This is a genomic window from Rhodanobacter lindaniclasticus (genome assembly GCF_004799035.1).
In the GTDB taxonomy this organism is placed as follows: Bacteria; Pseudomonadota; Gammaproteobacteria; order Xanthomonadales; family Rhodanobacteraceae; genus Rhodanobacter; species Rhodanobacter lindaniclasticus.
The window spans coordinates 1-14,873 of sequence record NZ_MWIO01000054.1; the positions used below are offsets into that span (position 1 = coordinate 1).

A 14,873-nucleotide genomic window follows, 5' to 3' on the forward strand; every position below is an offset into this window, starting at 1 on the left:
CCGCCCGCCGGTTCGTCCCTTGCCGCGAGAGCGGCGGGCAGTGCCCGCCCTACGTTCCGGCCACGTTTGCGCCTACGGTGGGGTGTCCAGCACCGCGCCGTTGCTTTCGATCACCTGCGCGTACAGCTTTGCGCTGGCCTTGGCCGTGCGTTGCTGGGTGGCGAAGTCGACGTGGTATAGGCCGAAGCGCTTGGAGTAGCCCAGCGACCACTCCAGGTTGTCCAGCAGCGACCAGGCGTAATAGCCGCGCACGTCCACGCCCGCGGTGATTGCGGCATGCAACGCGCGCAGGTGCTTGCGCAGGTAGTCGCAGCGCAGCGGGTCATCCACCACGCCGCCCTCGGCGACCGGCGGGTCGTAGAAGGCGGCGCCGTTCTCGGTGATGTACAGCGGAATGTCGCCGTAGCGCTGCTTGAACCAGACCAGGGTGTCGGTCAGTCCCTGCGCACAGACTTCCCAACCGGTTTCGGTGTGGGTGCGGTTGGGCTGGCGCACCGACACCGCGCGCAGCGGATACGCGTCCGCGTCGTGGCGGACCACTGCGCGCGTGTAGTAGTTGATGCCGACGAAATCGACGCGCTGGCGGGTCAGCGCGAAATCCTCTGCCGGGAAATCCGGCCATGCCTCGCCGAAAATGTCCTTGAGCTGGTCCGGATAGCTGCCCAGCAGCGCAGGGTCGGCGAACTGCCGGTTCATGTAGGCGTGCGCGCGGGCGGTGGCGGCCATGTCCTCGGCGCCTTCGGAGTACGGGTACTTCGGCTCGATGTTGAACACCACGCCGATCTCGTGCCTGCCGTGCGCGCGATAGGCCTGGATGCCGGCGCCGCTGGCGCGCATCAGGTTGTGCGTGACGATCGGCGCCTCGTACTTGTTGCGGTGTCCCGGTGCCAGCGCGCCGTGCAGGTAGCCGCCGTCGGTGACCACCCACGGCTCGTTCAGGGTGCTCCAGCGCGGCACGCGATCGTCCAGCGCCTTGAACATCACCTCGGCGTACTCGGCGAACCAGTGCGCGCTGTCGCGGTTCAGCCAGCCGCCGCGATCGTCCAGCGCCGCCGGCAGGTCCCAGTGGAACAGCGTGGCGTTCGGCACGATGCCGTGTTCCAGCAGCTCGTCGACCAGTCGCGAATAGAAGTCCAGCCCCTTCGGATTGACCCGCCCGGTGCCCTCGGGCAGCACGCGCGCCCAGTTGATGCTGAAGCGATAGCCGTCGAGGCCCAGCGCCTTCATCAGCTGCACGTCTTCACGGTAACGGCGGTAGTGGTCGCAGGCGACGTCGCCGGTGTCGCCGTTGGCCATCATCCCCGGCGTGTGCGCGAAGCGCTGCCAGATGCTGGGGCCGGCGCCGTCGGCCAGCGGCGAGCCTTCGATCTGGTAGGCGGAAGTGGCGGCGCCCCAATGGAAACCGTCGGGGAAAACGAATCGGGGTGCGGTCATGGGGTTCCCTGAGAGGTTGTGCTTTTTCAACCTTGAAGCCCGGCCATGGATGGCCGGACGCGGATCGGGCACGCAAGTGCCTGATTCGCGTGAGCGAGTCCGGGCGTGTACCGGACTCGCGATAGAAGAAAACCACAGGAAGTGGTTTTCTTCACAAGCTCTGAGGCCCGCGCTTTGATGTAAACGCTTACATGGGCAGAATAGCCCAATGCCCGCCGGCCTGCGAAGGGCGCCGGCCATGCGGCCGACCGGCCGCCGCTGCGGAGATGCCGATGGCCGAAGTTCAGCTCGATCGCCTGCGCAAGGTCTACCCGGACGGCCACGTCGCGGTGGCCGGCGCCAGCTTCACCGTGGCCGACGGCGAATTGCTGGTGCTGGTGGGGCCCTCCGGCTGCGGCAAGACCACCTTGCTGCGCATGATCGCGGGGCTGGAATCGATCAGCGACGGCACGCTGCGCATCGGTGGCCGCGTGGTCAACGAGGTGGCGCCGAAGGATCGCGACATCGCGATGGTGTTCCAGAACTACGCGCTGTACCCGCACATGACGGTGGCCGAGAACCTGGGCTTCGGGCTGAAGCTGCGCGGCCGGCCGCGGGCGGAGGTCGCACGGAAGGTGGCGGCGGTGGCCGAGTCGCTGGGGCTGCAGTCGCGGCTGGCCGCCCGCCCGGCCGCGCTTTCCGGTGGCCAGCGCCAGCGCGTGGCGCTGGGCCGGGCGCTGGTGCGCGAGCCGCGGGTGTTCCTGCTCGACGAGCCGCTGTCCAACCTCGACGCCCGGTTGCGCCTGTCGATGCGGGTGGAGATCGCCCGGCTGCATCGCCAGCTCGGCACCACCATGATCTACGTGACCCACGACCAGATCGAGGCGATGACCCTGGGCCAGCGCATCGTGGTGCTGGATGGCGGCATGATCCAGCAGATCGACACGCCGATGGCGCTGTACGACAAGCCCGCCAACGTGTTCGTGGCCGGCTTCCTCGGCAGCCCGGCGATGAACCTGCTGCGCGGCACCCTGCACCGGCGCGACGGCTGGCGGCTGGCCTGCGCCGCAGGCGAACTGGCGCTGGGCGATGCCCTGCCCGACCAAGCCTGGGCGGCCTGGCGCGATCGCGAGGTGGTGCTGGGCGTGCGCCCGGAACACCTGCAACCGGCTGCCGAGGGCGCGTCCTTGCAGGCGCGGCTGGAAGTGGTCGAACCGGTGGGCAACGAGATCTTCCTCAACCTGCGCTTCGGCGAGCTGCCGCTGGTGGCGCGGGTTGCGCCGCGCAGCCTGCCCGAGCCCGGCAGCCTCGTCGCGCTGGGCCTGGCCTCGCCGCACCTGCACCTGTTCGACGGCGCCAGCGGTACGCGGATCGGCGCCTGAGGCTGGATGGCCCCGGACCGTGATCCCCGCCGCAACCGGCGGCAAGCCGGCCTGGCCGGGGCAGGCACGGGGGGGCGGCAATGCTAATCTAGCCGTCCTTCGCGAACGGAAAGTCCTCGATCCATGGCCCGCATCATCGCTGTCGCCAACCAGAAAGGCGGCGTCGGCAAGACCACCACGGCAGTCAACCTGGCCGCCGCGCTGGCTGCGGCCAAGCGCAAGGTATTGCTGGTGGACCTGGATCCGCAGGGCAATGCCACCATGGCCTCGGGCATCGACAAGCGCCAGGTCACGCTGAGCGGCTGCGAGGTGTTGCTGGAAGAAGTGGAGATCAGCGCCGCGATCGTGCCCACCGACGCGCACTACGACGTGCTGCCGGGCAACGGCGACCTCACCGCCGCCGAGCTGAAGCTGATGGATGCGCTGGCGCGCGAGCATCGCCTGAAGGACGTGCTGGCCAAGGTCGCGGACAAGTACCACACCATCCTGATCGACTGTCCGCCCTCGCTCAACCTGCTCACCCTCAACGCGCTGACCGCCGCCGACGGCGTGCTGATCCCGGTGCAGTGCGAGTACTTCGCGCTGGAGGGCCTGTCCAGCCTGCTCGACACGGTCAAGGCAGTGCGCCACCGGCTCAATCCGAAACTGGAGATCGAGGGCCTGCTGCGCACCATGTACGACGTGCGCAACAACCTCGGCAACGAGGTTTCCGCACAACTCACCCAGCATTTCGGCGACAAGGTGCTGCGCTCGATCATCCCGCGCAACGTGCGCCTGGCCGAGGCGCCCAGCCACGGCCAGCCGATCCACCTGTACGACCGCAGCTCGCGCGGCGCGATCGCCTACATCGGCCTGGCCGGCGAGGTGATCCGGCGCGAACGCGGGCTGCCGCCGCGCGCCGAGCCGGTCGACGAGGTCGACTCCGCCGCGCATGGCGACCACAACGGCGTGCTGCTCAAGGCACCCGCCGCCAATCATCAGGACTGAGGCATGGCAGCAGCGAAAAAACGTGGATTGGGACGCGGGCTGGACGCCCTGCTCGGCGGCGACGGCGAAGGTACGCCGTCGGTGCTGGCACAGGAGGGCGAGCTGCGCACGCTGCCGATCGAGCAGATCCAGCCCGGCAAATACCAGCCGCGGCGGCACTGGAACGACGAGGCGCTGGACGAACTGGCCGCCTCGATCAAGGCGCAGGGCCTGATCCAGCCGGTGGTGGTGCGCGAGCTTGGCAAGCACCGCTACGAGTTGATCGCCGGCGAACGCCGCTGGCGCGCCGCGCAGCGCGCGCAGCTGGGCGAGATCCCGGCGCTGATCAAGCAGGTGGCCGAACAGGCCGTGCCGGCGATGGCGCTGATCGAGAACATCCAGCGCCAGGATCTCACTCCGCTGGAAGAAGCCGATGCCCTCAAGCGCCTGATCGAGGATTTCGAACTCACCCACCAGCAGGCCGCCGACGCGGTGGGGCGCTCGCGCGCCTCGGTGTCCAACCTGCTGCGGCTCACCGAGCTGCCCGAGGCGATCAAGAAACTGCTCGACGACGGCAAGCTGGAGATGGGCCACGCCCGCTGCCTGCTCACCCTGGACGAGTCCATCGCCGTGCCGCTGGCGCGCCAGGCCGTCACCCTCGGCTGGAGCGTGCGCGAGCTGGAGGAAGCCGCCCGCCGCGCGCAGACCGCGCCCAAGGGCAAGGCCAGGCACGCGCCGGCACGCGACCCGAACATCAGCGCGCTGGAACGCGAGCTGGGCGAGCGCTTCGCCACCCGCGTCGAGCTGGCCCAGGGCAAGGGCGGCCGCGGCAAGCTGGTGATCCACTATCACAGCAACGACGAGCTCGACGGCATCCTCGGCAAGATCCGCTGACCTTGGTGAAAGATGAAACGCTCCGGGCCGGTCTATCTGGCAGTGAGTTCCCGACAACGTCAATTCGAGGCGCTGACCCGCGCGCACGCCGGCGACCTGTACCGCTTCGCCTACTGGCTGTGCGGGCAGGACGCGCTGGCCCAGGATCTGGTGCAGGAGACCTTGCTGCGCGCGTGGAAAAGCCTCGACGCGCTGCGCGAGGCCGAGTCTGCCAAACCGTGGCTGCTGACCATCCTGCGTCGCGAACACGCGCGCCTGCATGAGCGCAAGGCGCTGGATACCGTCGAGCTGGAAGACAACCTCGCCGAGGACGCCGCCTGGGCCAGCCCCGAGCGCCACGGCGATGCCGCCGAACTGCGTGAAGCCATGTCCCGATTGCCGCACAAATATCGCGAACCGCTGCTGCTGCAGGTGCTGGGCGGCATGAGCTGCGACGAGATCGCCGCCGAGCTTGACCAGCAGCCCGGCGCGGTGATGACCCAGTTGTTCCGTGCCCGGCAGAAGCTGAAATCCATCCTGCAGGGCGGCCGCCCGGAGGCGCAGCATGGACTGCCTTGAGTTCCGCCGCCGCCTCGGCGCCGAGCCGCACTCGCGCGCGGCCGAGCTGCTCGCCCATCGTGACCGCTGCGCCGCCTGCGCCGCCGCGTGGGAGCGCGCCCAGGCCTTCGAGCGCGAACTGCACGCCGCGCTCGAGGTGTCCGTGCCCGAAGGCCTCGCCGAGCGCGTGCTGCTGGCCCAGGCCACCGGCGAGCGCCGCCAGCAGACCCGTCGCCGCCAGCTGGCGTTCGCGCTGGCCGCCTCGCTGCTGCTCGCGCTCGGCCTCGGCGGCTACGGCTGGAAGCAGCTGGATGCGCGCTCGCTGCCGGCGCTTGCCGTCGCGCACATGCCCGACGAAATCCACTCGCTCGACCTCGTCCAGCCCATCGGCGCTCCGGCCATCGTCGACGGCTTCGCGGTGCGCGGCGTCAGCCTGCGCGGCCCCGCCCCCGCCGACGTCACCTACGTGCACGACTGCCCGGTCGGCCCCTACAAGACCGTGCACCTGGTCAGCCGCGTCGGCGGCACCCCGGTCGCCGTGCTCTACCTGCCGCACAAGCAGGTGGCGAAGGCCAGCGACTTCCAGCGCGACGGCTGGCATGGCCGCATCGTGCCGCTGCAACACGGCACCCTGGTGATGCTCACCGACCGTGGTGGCGCACGTCCGTTCGACGCGGTGGCGCGCCACTGGCGGGTGGCGATAGATGGAGAGGGCGGCGCGCGGACGGCGCAGCGCCGTGCGGTCAACGAGGCGCCGGGCTGGTTGGCACCCTGAGGCTTACCGGCAGCCGATCACGAAGGCTTGCTGCTGCTGGCTGGCGTTCGTGCCCTTTCTTCCGCGCTGCCACGACGGGCATGGGAAGTCCCGTCATCGGAACCGCCGGCTCACCACGGCGTCCAGCGAAATCCGCCCTGCTCCGAGCGCCACCAGGGCCAGCAGCATCAGCCCCCAGGCCTTGTGGTCGTTGAAGTCGCCGCCGATCAGGCCGGCCCAGAGGCCGTTCGGCCACAGCGCGGGATAGGAGACCACGGCGACGATGTTGTAGACGAACAGCACGGCGGCGACCACGCGGGTGCCGAGGCCGAGGGCGAGAAACCACGGCAGCACCAGCTCGGTCCAGGTGGCGAGCGTGGCGGCCAGCGCGGGGGCGAGCAGGGGCACCTGGTATTCGTTGTCGAACAGGTAGGCGGTACCGCTGGGGTCGTCCCACTTCACCGTGCCGGCGCGCCAGAACGCGAGCGCCACGAACACGCGGAACAGCAGCAGGGCAAGCGGGGTAAGCACGGCGAGTTGCGCGGTGAGGCGCGACCAGCGGGCGATGGCGACGGTGGTGTTCATGCGGGCGATTCCTGGCAGGGTGGATGACGGATCACGCGGCGAGCAGCGCGTGTTCGAGCAGGGGGCGCAGCAGGGCTTCAGGTGACGCCTGCGGGTCGATCAGCTGTGCGGCGGCGAGCGCCAGGTCGAGCGATGATCCGCGCCGCAGCGCGGCCACGAACGCGGCCTGCGCAGGTGCGATGGCACGCATCGCGACCTGGCTGCCTTCGCGCCACAGCAGCACGGATTGCGGCGCGGCGGGGTCGATGGCGTCGTGTTCCGGCGCCTGTGCATGGCGCCACAGATCGAGCACCGCCCAGGCGCAGGACAGCACGCGCACGCAGGGCCGCAGGTGCGGCGGGTGGTCCGCGTCGGCCAGCGCGGCGACCAGGGCCGCGGCATCGGCGGGCGCGGCATCGGCGGCCAGCGCCACTTCCTGGCGCAGCCATTCCAGCCGCGCCACGTCACCCAGCCAGGGCCAGAGCGCGGTTTCCGGCTGCGCGGCCACGAACGCGGCGAAGTCGGCACCGTAGTCCTGCAGGTTGCCGCTGCGGTTGCCGCGATACGCGGCGTGGCGGGTGGCGAGGCCGTCGAAGCAGTCCTCGCCGAGCAGGCGCTGCAGCGCGGGAAAACTGGTGGCCAGCGCGTCGACATGGATCGCGAGGTTGGCGTTTCGATAGATGCGCAGGCGGGCGGCCGGCGCGATGCCGCGCGCGGCGATCCACGGCTCCAGCGCGGGCGCGGCGCCGTCCACGATGGCGCCGGCGAACGCGTGCTGCAGCTCACGCAGCGAGGGCGGCGACGACATCGAGATGCTCCGTGGCGAGCCGTGCCTCGTCTTCCAGCACGGCGAAATCGGGCAGGTGCTGGTCCCATTCGATCAGGGTGGGCCTGGCCCCGAGGCGGGCCAGCGTGTCGCCGTACAGCGCCCACACGGCGGCATCGACGCGCTGGTCGTGCGAGTCGATCAGCAGGTCGCCGCCCAGCCCCTGCTTGCGGGTGAAGCCGGCCAGGTGCAGTTCGCCCACCGCGTCGGCGGGGATGCCGTCGATGAAGCGTTGCGCGTCGAAGCCGTGGTTGACGCTGTTGACGTAGACGTTGTTGACGTCCAGCAGCAGGCCGCAGCCGCTGCGCGCGGCGAGTGCGGCAAGGAACTCCCACTCGCTCAGCGCCGAGTGGCTGAAATGGATGTAGCTGGAGACGTTCTCCACCAGCACGCGGCGGCCCAGCGCTTCCTGCAACTGGCCCACGCGCGCCACCATCAGCTCCAGCGCTTCCTCGGTGTAGGGCAGCGGCAGCAGGTCGTTGTAGTGGCGCCCGCCGATGGCGCCCCAGCACACGTGCTCGGACACCAGCGCGGGCTCGGCGCGTTGCACCAGTGCGCGCAGCGCGGCGAGGTGGGCGGGATCGAGCGGATCGGCCGAGCCCAGCGACAGGCCCACGCCGTGCAGGCTCACCGGGTAGTCGCGGCGCAGCGCGTCGAACGCATCCCACAGCGCACCGCCGGCGCAGAACAGATTCTCGCTGTGCAGCTCGAAGAACGGCACGGCGGGCCGGTGTTGCAGCACGTGCGCGACGTGCGACGGCCGCAACCCGATCCCGACGCTCGTCGGGATCGGCTGCGCACGCACGGGGCGTGACGAGGGCACGGCTGTCAGCTCTTTTTCATCATGGCGTCGTGCGACATGGCGGCGTGGGGCTGCAGCGAACCGCCATCGAGCTTGGCGCACAGGCCGGCGGGCACCGCCACGAAGGCCTGCGGATCGCGCGCCTTGCTGTCCTGGCCGGCGCAGGAATGGCCCGGGGACTGGCAGTCGTTCTTCATCGCGGCGTTGACGCCGTAGCACTTCTGGGTGGCGCTGGCGGCCATCTTGTCGGCGGCATGGGCGGTCGTGGCGGCGCCGAGCGCGCCGGCGGCGAGCAGGCTGAGCAAGGCGGAGCTGAGGATGGTCTGGGCTTGCATGGGTCTCTCCCGTGGATGCCGGACAATTCCGGCTGCGGTAGATGACCCGGTGGACGTGGATTTCCTTACAACGGGTTTCGCGCCCGCTGCCGACGGTTCGTGCCGGCAGGCATTAAACTGCGCGTTCGCCGCCCTGCGCGGCGCCCGTTTCCGCTGAAAGGCCCGCCCCATGCCGCAACTCTCCGTCGTCGTCCCCGTATTCAACGAGCGCGACAACATCCCGCCGCTGCTGGCCGAGATCGCCGCCGCGCTGCGCGGCGCGGTGGATTACGAAGTGATCTACATCGACGACGACTCCAGCGACGACAGCCGCGCTGTGCTCGAGGCGCAGAAGGCGCTGCACCCCGAGCTGCGCGTGCTGCACCACGTCACCCGCAGCGGCCAGAGCACCGCGGTGTGGAACGGCGTGCGCGCGGCGCGCGGGGCGTGGATCGCCACGCTGGACGGCGACGGCCAGAACGATCCGGCCGACATCCCGAAACTGCTCGCCGCGCGCGACGGCGCCCCGGCCGGGGTGAAGCTGTTCGCCGGCTGGCGCACCACCCGCCGCGACAGCTTCAACAAGCGGATCTCCTCGAAGATCGCCAACGCGGTGCGCTCGCGCATGCTGCGCGACGCCACCCCCGACACCGGCTGCGGACTGAAGCTGTTCGAGCGCGAGGTGTTTTTGCGCCTGCCGTACTTCGACCACATGCACCGCTACCTGCCGGCGCTGGTCAAGCGCGCCGGTTTCCAGAGTACCAGCGTGCCGGTGGGCCATCGCCCGCGCACCGCCGGGGTTTCCAAGTACGGCATGCTGGACCGGCTGTGGGTGGGGCTGGCCGACCTGCGCGGCGTGGCCTGGCTGATGCGCCGGGGCAAGGTGACCGAAGTGGAGGAACTCTGACCCGGGTCAGGCGGCGTCGCCGCGCCAGTCGTATGCTTGGACGGTTTCATTGCAGGAGAACGCCATGACCCTCGCGATCAAGCGTGCATACGAAGCGCCCGCGAAAGACGACGGTTATCGCGTGCTGGTGGAGCGGCTGTGGCCGCGCGGCATGAAAAAGGAAGAGGTGCCGCTGGACCAGTGGGCCAGGGAGCTGGCGCCGTCCACGGCGCTGCGCAAGTGGTTCGGCCACGACCCGGCGCGCTGGGACGGCTTCCGCCATCGCTACGCCAGCGAACTGGACGGCCTGGCCGAATACTGGCAGCCGCTGGCCGAACGCTCGGCGCGGCACAAGGTCACCCTGATCTACAGCGCGCGCGACGAGGAGCACAACGGCGCCCTCGTGCTGCGCGACTACCTGCAGCACTGGCTGCGCACGCACGGGCCGCGCTGAGCGCGCCGCTCAGCGCGCGCGCAGCGGCCGGTCCGGGCGCGACCACCCGGCCAGCGCATCGCGCGCCTGCAGGCGGCCGCGCTCGATCAGCTCGCGGGCGCGGTAGAACTCGTAGACGCTGGCGATGTTGCGCGGCAGGGTGATCAGCAGGTCCGGTTCGTAGGCGGCCAGGCGCAGCCGCGACAGGTTCGCCTGCATCAGGTCCATGGCCTGGTTCAGGGTGTCGAAGGTGCCCGGCTCGCGCGGCTGCTCCTCGCCGCGCGGGATCAGCCGGCCGATGAATTCGCCGATGCGGTGGCGATAGCCGGCGTCCTGCTCGGTGGCGCTTTCCTCCACCGGGGCGGTGGTCGCCTCGGCCAGGCCGTCCACGCTGACCGCCACCAGGTAGTCGGCCTCCACGCCGATCAGCGGCGTGACCGGCACCGGGTTGAGCAGGGCGCCGTCGACCATGCGGTGGCCGTTGAGGTGGTGCGGGCGGAACACCGTGGGCACGGCGATCGAGGCGCGGATCGCGTCGAACAGGTTGCCGCGCGACAGCCACACCTCGCGGCCGCGGTCCAGGTCAGTCGCCACCGCGGTGAAAGCCAGCGGCAGCTCCTCGATCAGGGTGTCGCCGATCAGCCCGCGCAGCGTGCCGATGATCTTCTCGCCCTTGATCAGGCCGCCGCCGGAAAAGGTCCAGTCGACCAGCCGCAGCACGTCGAAGCGGGCCAGCGCGCCGACCCAGTCGCGGTAGACATCGAGCTTGCCCATGGCATGGATGCCGCCGATCAGCGCGCCCATCGAGCTGCCGGCGATCGCCACGATGCGGTAGCCCTGCGCCTCGATTTCCTCGATCACGCCGATGTGCGCCAGCCCCTTGGCGCCGCCGGCGCCGAGCGCCAGCGCCACGGTGGGCGCCCGCTCGCCGGCAGGCGCCGGCAACGGGTCCGCGGATTCGGATTCGGGGGCCTTCATGGCCCCATTCAATCACGAATCGTGGGCGCCGCCGCGCGCAAGCTGCGCCACAGGCGAGCGGCTGGCGGCGTGGCTGGTTAGTATGACCGGTGCCGTGGCAGCAAGCGGCGCCCATCCACCCCCGCGGAAACCTGCATGGCTCCATTCCGATCCACCGCGCCGTCCAGGCCCGCCCGCCCGCTTGCGCCGGGGCGCGTTGCATGAGCTGGCAGGCATGGGCCACGGTCGCGGTGATCGTGCTGGCGATGGCGCTGTTCGCCAGCGAGAAGCTGCGCATCGACCTGATCGCGCTGCTGGTGCTGGCCAGCCTGGTGATCCTGGGTATCGTCACCCCGGTGGAGGCGCTCAGCGGCTTCAGCAACGAGGCCACGGTGACGGTGGCAGCGATGTTCGCGCTCAGCCTGGGCATCGAGCGCTCCGGCGCGCTCGATCCGCTGAGCCGCTGGCTGATGCGGATCAAGCGGCCGTGGGTGCTGACCCTGGCGCTGATGCTGGCGATCGCGCCGCTGGGCGCATTCGTCAAGAACATCGCGCTGGTGGCCACCTTCCTGCCGCTGGCGTTGCGCGTGTGCCAGCGCACGCACACCTCACCCGGTCGCGTGCTGATGCCGATGGCCTACGCCGCGCAGATGGGCGGCGTGTGCACCCTGATCGGCACCTCCTCCAACCTGCTCGCCGACACGCTGGCGCAGAAGCACGGGATGGTGGCGTTCGGGGTGTTCGAGTTCACCCGCATGGGCGCGGTCCTGGCCGTGGTCGGCATCGTCTACCTGATGCTGGTCGGCCGCTGGCTGCTGCCGCGCGAGATCGACACCCAGCTGCCGGTGCAGGAGGAGATCGGCAAATACGTCACCGAGCTGGAGGTGACCGAGCAGTCCGCGCTGGTCGGCGGCAGCATCGCCGATGCGAAGCTGGGCGAGCGTTATGGCGTCTATCCGCTGGAGCTGCTGCGCGGCGAGCGGCGCATGTGGTCCCCGCGCAGCCAGGAGATCGCCGTCGGCGACGTGCTGCTGGTGCGCGGCGACTGGGAGAAGATCGAGGATTTCCAGCGCCGCGCCGGCCTGCGCAACGCGCCGGACCGCCGCTACGCCACCGGTGACGCCCGCTCGCGGGTGATGGTGGAACTGATGATCGCGCCGGCCAGCCCGATGGAGGGCCGCCAGTTGGAGGAAACCGGCCTGCACTGGCGCTACGACGCGGTGGCGCTGGCGATCCATCGTCGCGGCCAGCTGCTGCGCGACAAGCTCAGCGATGTCCGTCTGGCGGTGGGCGACGTGCTGCTGGTGCTGATCGACGACGAGGCGCTGTCCAACCTGCGCAACGATGAGGCCTTCATCGTGCTGAGCGAGCGCGAGGAAGCGCACCGCACGCCGCGCAAGGCGTTCTATGCCGCAGCGATCATGGCCGGCGTGGTGGTGGCTTCCGGCCTGCACTGGCTGCCGATCCCGATCGCGGCGATCTGCGGTGCGGTGGCGATGGCGCTCACCGGCTGCTTCGGCCGCAAGGACGTCTACGAGGGCGTGGACTGGAAGATCATCATCCTGCTCGGCGCGATCCTGCCGCTGGGTATCGCGATCGAACGCAGCGGCCTGTCGCAGGAACTGGTGCGGGCGGGGTTGGGCGTGGTCGGCGAGCACGGCCCGCTGGCCGGCCTGCTGATGGTCTACCTGCTGACTGCCCTGCTCACCGAACTGATGGGCCACAACCCCTCGGTGGTGCTGATGGTCGGCATCGCCGTGTCGGTCGCCCACGCCATGCACGTGGACCCGCGCCCGTTCGTCGTCGCGGTCGCCTTCGCCGCCGCCACCTCGTTCGCGACCCCGGTCGGCTACCCCACCAACACCATGGTCTATTACGCCGGCGGTTACCGCTTCACCGACTTCATGAAGGTCGGCATCCCGCTGATCGCCATCTTCTGCGCGCTGTCGATGTGGCTGATTCCGAAGTTCTGGCCGTTTTGATGAAATAAAGCGCCTCTTGCGTTCGCTCCCTCCCCCCCGCGGGGGGGAGGGTCGGGGAGGGGGCTCACGGATTCATCGACGCTTCATCGGAGCGGTCTTCGAACAAGTTTCGTCGCACGCCGGCCCCTCACCTCAATCCTCTCCCGAGGGGAGAGGAGGCAAACGTGCCGTGCGGGTTGGTGCCTTCGTGCATCAGGGCGTCGGGAAGCCCGTCGCCTTGATGGAGGCCCATTTTTTGCTGTCAGGCATAGCCTGACAGCGCCAGCTGCAGCAGGATCTTCATTTCCTCGCGCAGCGGCAGCGGGGCGATGACCTCGGCGTCGGGGCCGTACTTGAGCACGTCCATCAGCAACTCCTTGGAGTTGGAGTAGGGCAGCTTCAGTTCGTAGCGGCCGTCGGGGAGCCATTCGCCCTGTTGCTGCGAGTGCCAATGTTCGTCGGAAACCCAGCGCGCGGCATGGGCGGAGAAGCGGATGGTGGCCCAGGCCTTGGGCTTGCCGGCGAAGATGCCGTAGCTGGAGGCGAGCAGTTCGTTGAGCTCGCTGTCGGTGACGTCGCGCGCGGGCGCGTCCTGTGCCTGCGCCTCGGCGATGCGGTCGACCGCGAAGCTGCGCAGCGCCTCGCGGTCGTGGTCCCACACGTCGAGGTACCAGTTGTCGCGGTAGTGGGTCAGCCGCTGCGGCGAGACCAGCCGGCGGCTGTCGGCATTGGTGGTGCGCGCGCGGTAGCGGAAGCGCAGCTGGCGCCGCTCGAGCACCGCGCCGGCGACCACGCGAAACACCTGCTGGTCGAGCTTGCGCTCGCCCCACGGGATCACCCGGATGCGCTCGATCGGCAGCGCCTTGCCGCTGCCCTGGTGCGACAGCAGGCCCTCGATGCGCGCCTTGAACGGCGCCAGCGTGCCGGCCAGCACGCCGGGGCCGGAGCGACTGATCAGTTCGTTGAGCGCCAGCAGCGAGGCCAGTTCGTCGGAGGTGAGCCACAAGCCGGGCAGTTCGAACTTCTCGCCTTCGCCGGCTTCGTAGCGGAACGCCGCCTGGTCGGTGCCGGCGCTCTCGAGCGGCGCGCCCAGCGCATCGCGCAGGAAGGCGATGTCGCGGTACAGCGTGGCGCGCGAGCATTCCAGCTCGCCCATCAGGCGCGACAACGGCACCGGGTAGTGCGCCGCTTTCAGCAGGCGATGCAGGGTCAATATCCGTTCGTAGCGATCCATTCGGGACGTCTCGGGCAGGGCGCGTCCTAGCATGGTGGCGCACCCTGGCGGCTGCAAGTCGCCCCCGGCACGGGCGGCATTCACTGGGAGTTCAAGCCGCCAAGTTAAGGTACGCTGTTACCAATCTTTAACAAATGGATATCGGCATGAACAAGACCCTGATCGGCGGCCTGCTGCTGGCCGGTTTCGCCAGCTTCGCCGCCCACGCCCAGGACGCAGCCAATCGCGGCGGCTGGAGCGGTTCGGGTGAATTCGGCTTTGCCTCCTCCACCGGCAACTCGCGCTCGGAGAACATCAACGCCAAGCTCGGCCTGAGCCAGGAGAACGACCAGTGGAAGAACAACTTCTTCATTGACGCGCTGCGCTCCAAGAGCGAGCAGAAGATCGTGGATACCGCCGGCAACACGATCGAGCAGTTCAACACCACCGCCAACCGCTACGACGCCGGCGCCTCGGTCGGCCTGAAGCTGGACACGCGCAGCTACATCGTGGGCGCGGCCCGCTACGAGCACGACGACTTCGGTGCCAACCTGTGGCAGGGCACGGTCTCGCTGGGCTACGGCTACATCGCGCTGAAGGACGAGCGCAACGAGCTGTCGTTCGAAATCGGCCCCGGCTACAAGCGCTACCGGCCGGCCGACACCGAGGTACTGGTCGACGGCGTGCTCGTCCCCCAGCGCCAGCCCACCGAGGGCGAGGTGGTGGCCCGCGGCCTGATCAACTACAAGTTCAAGCTGAGTGCCAACACCGCCTTCGAGGACACGTTCCTCACCGAAGCGGGCTCCAAGAACACCTACATGCAGAACGACGCCGGCCTGGCCGTCAGCATGACCAAGAAGCTGGCCCTGAAAGTGGGCTTCCAGATCCGCCACAACAGCGACGTGCAGCCGGGCGTGAAGAAGACCGACACGCTGACGACGACGAATCTGGTGTACAGCTTTTAGAGCCGG

At 69.6% G+C, this 14,873-nt stretch carries 16 protein-coding genes; 9 read left to right on the forward strand and 7 right to left on the reverse strand.

What is annotated here, in order from left to right; genetic code table 11:
• Positions 1–72 precede the first annotated feature (72 nt).
• The gene (locus B1991_RS15590) at positions 73–1,434 is read right to left on the reverse strand and encodes a GH1 family beta-glucosidase (RefSeq protein WP_136259600.1); all 1,362 of its coding nucleotides are present in this window, start codon (positions 1,432–1,434) and stop codon (positions 73–75) included.
• 272 nt (positions 1,435–1,706) lie between these two features.
• Here B1991_RS15590 and B1991_RS15595 point away from each other — a divergent pair, with 272 nt between their 5' ends.
• The 5 genes from B1991_RS15595 (at position 1,707) to B1991_RS15615 (ending at position 5,967) form a co-directional block, all read left to right on the forward strand.
• The gene (locus B1991_RS15595; RefSeq protein WP_136259601.1) at positions 1,707–2,795 is read left to right on the forward strand and encodes an ABC transporter ATP-binding protein; all 1,089 of its coding nucleotides are present in this window, start codon (positions 1,707–1,709) and stop codon (positions 2,793–2,795) included.
• Positions 2,796–2,918: 123 nt separating this feature from the next.
• Positions 2,919–3,782 carry a ParA family protein gene (locus B1991_RS15600; RefSeq protein WP_136259602.1) on the forward strand — a complete coding sequence of 288 codons (864 nt, stop codon included), beginning with the start codon at positions 2,919–2,921 and terminating at the stop codon, positions 3,780–3,782.
• A gap of 3 nt (positions 3,783–3,785) precedes the next feature.
• A complete protein-coding gene (locus B1991_RS15605) occupies positions 3,786–4,655 on the forward strand; it encodes a ParB/RepB/Spo0J family partition protein (protein ID WP_210772155.1) in 870 nt (289 codons plus the stop codon).
• Between the two features lie 12 nt (positions 4,656–4,667).
• Complete coding sequence (locus B1991_RS15610) at positions 4,668–5,213, forward strand: sigma-70 family RNA polymerase sigma factor (protein WP_136259603.1); 546 nt, start codon at positions 4,668–4,670, stop codon at positions 5,211–5,213.
• Positions 5,200–5,967, forward strand: coding sequence for a DUF3379 family protein (locus tag B1991_RS15615; RefSeq protein ID WP_136259604.1), 768 nt, complete (start codon positions 5,200–5,202; stop codon positions 5,965–5,967). The genes B1991_RS15610 and B1991_RS15615 overlap by 14 nt, the downstream gene beginning before the upstream one ends.
• Before the next feature lie 93 nt (positions 5,968–6,060).
• Here the strand turns inward: B1991_RS15615 and B1991_RS15620 are convergent, their stop codons facing one another.
• From B1991_RS15620 to bufA1, 4 genes are read right to left on the reverse strand one after another with little or no spacing between them, the layout of a single operon-like run.
• The gene (locus B1991_RS15620) at positions 6,061–6,531 is read right to left on the reverse strand and encodes a DoxX family protein (RefSeq protein WP_136259605.1); all 471 of its coding nucleotides are present in this window, start codon (positions 6,529–6,531) and stop codon (positions 6,061–6,063) included.
• 31 nt (positions 6,532–6,562) lie between these two features.
• Positions 6,563–7,318 carry an HvfC/BufC N-terminal domain-containing protein gene (locus B1991_RS15625; RefSeq protein ID WP_136259606.1) on the reverse strand — a complete coding sequence of 252 codons (756 nt, stop codon included), beginning with the start codon at positions 7,316–7,318 and terminating at the stop codon, positions 6,563–6,565.
• Positions 7,293–8,159 (reverse strand): MNIO family bufferin maturase, encoded by an 867-nt coding sequence (gene bufB / locus B1991_RS15630; protein ID WP_246031201.1) that lies wholly within the window; start codon positions 8,157–8,159, stop codon positions 7,293–7,295. Before bufB ends, B1991_RS15625 begins: the two co-directional genes overlap by 26 nt.
• A gap of 5 nt (positions 8,160–8,164) precedes the next feature.
• The gene (gene bufA1 / locus B1991_RS15635; RefSeq protein ID WP_136259607.1) at positions 8,165–8,473 is read right to left on the reverse strand and encodes a BufA1 family periplasmic bufferin-type metallophore; all 309 of its coding nucleotides are present in this window, start codon (positions 8,471–8,473) and stop codon (positions 8,165–8,167) included.
• A gap of 169 nt (positions 8,474–8,642) precedes the next feature.
• Here bufA1 and B1991_RS15640 point away from each other — a divergent pair, with 169 nt between their 5' ends.
• Both B1991_RS15640 and B1991_RS15645 read left to right on the forward strand, forming a co-directional pair.
• The gene (locus B1991_RS15640) at positions 8,643–9,359 is read left to right on the forward strand and encodes a glycosyltransferase (protein WP_136259608.1); all 717 of its coding nucleotides are present in this window, start codon (positions 8,643–8,645) and stop codon (positions 9,357–9,359) included.
• A gap of 64 nt (positions 9,360–9,423) precedes the next feature.
• Positions 9,424–9,792 (forward strand): DUF488 domain-containing protein, encoded by a 369-nt coding sequence (locus tag B1991_RS15645; RefSeq protein WP_136259609.1) that lies wholly within the window; start codon positions 9,424–9,426, stop codon positions 9,790–9,792.
• A gap of 9 nt (positions 9,793–9,801) precedes the next feature.
• On the opposite strand, the gene B1991_RS15650 is transcribed toward B1991_RS15645, so the two are convergent.
• Positions 9,802–10,749: a patatin-like phospholipase family protein gene (locus B1991_RS15650; RefSeq protein ID WP_136259610.1), complete on the reverse strand. Its 948-nt coding sequence runs from the start codon at positions 10,747–10,749 to the stop codon at positions 9,802–9,804.
• 200 nt (positions 10,750–10,949) lie between these two features.
• Here B1991_RS15650 and B1991_RS15655 point away from each other — a divergent pair, with 200 nt between their 5' ends.
• Positions 10,950–12,710: an SLC13 family permease gene (locus tag B1991_RS15655; RefSeq protein ID WP_136259611.1), complete on the forward strand. Its 1,761-nt coding sequence runs from the start codon at positions 10,950–10,952 to the stop codon at positions 12,708–12,710.
• A gap of 241 nt (positions 12,711–12,951) precedes the next feature.
• Here B1991_RS15655 and B1991_RS15660 read toward each other — a convergent pair whose 3' ends face one another.
• Positions 12,952–13,923, reverse strand: coding sequence for a helix-turn-helix transcriptional regulator (locus tag B1991_RS15660; protein ID WP_136259612.1), 972 nt, complete (start codon positions 13,921–13,923; stop codon positions 12,952–12,954).
• Positions 13,924–14,069: 146 nt separating this feature from the next.
• Here B1991_RS15660 and B1991_RS15665 point away from each other — a divergent pair, with 146 nt between their 5' ends.
• Positions 14,070–14,867, forward strand: a complete 798-nt coding sequence (locus tag B1991_RS15665) for a DUF481 domain-containing protein (protein WP_136259613.1) — start codon at positions 14,070–14,072, stop codon at positions 14,865–14,867.
• Positions 14,868–14,873 lie beyond the last annotated feature (6 nt).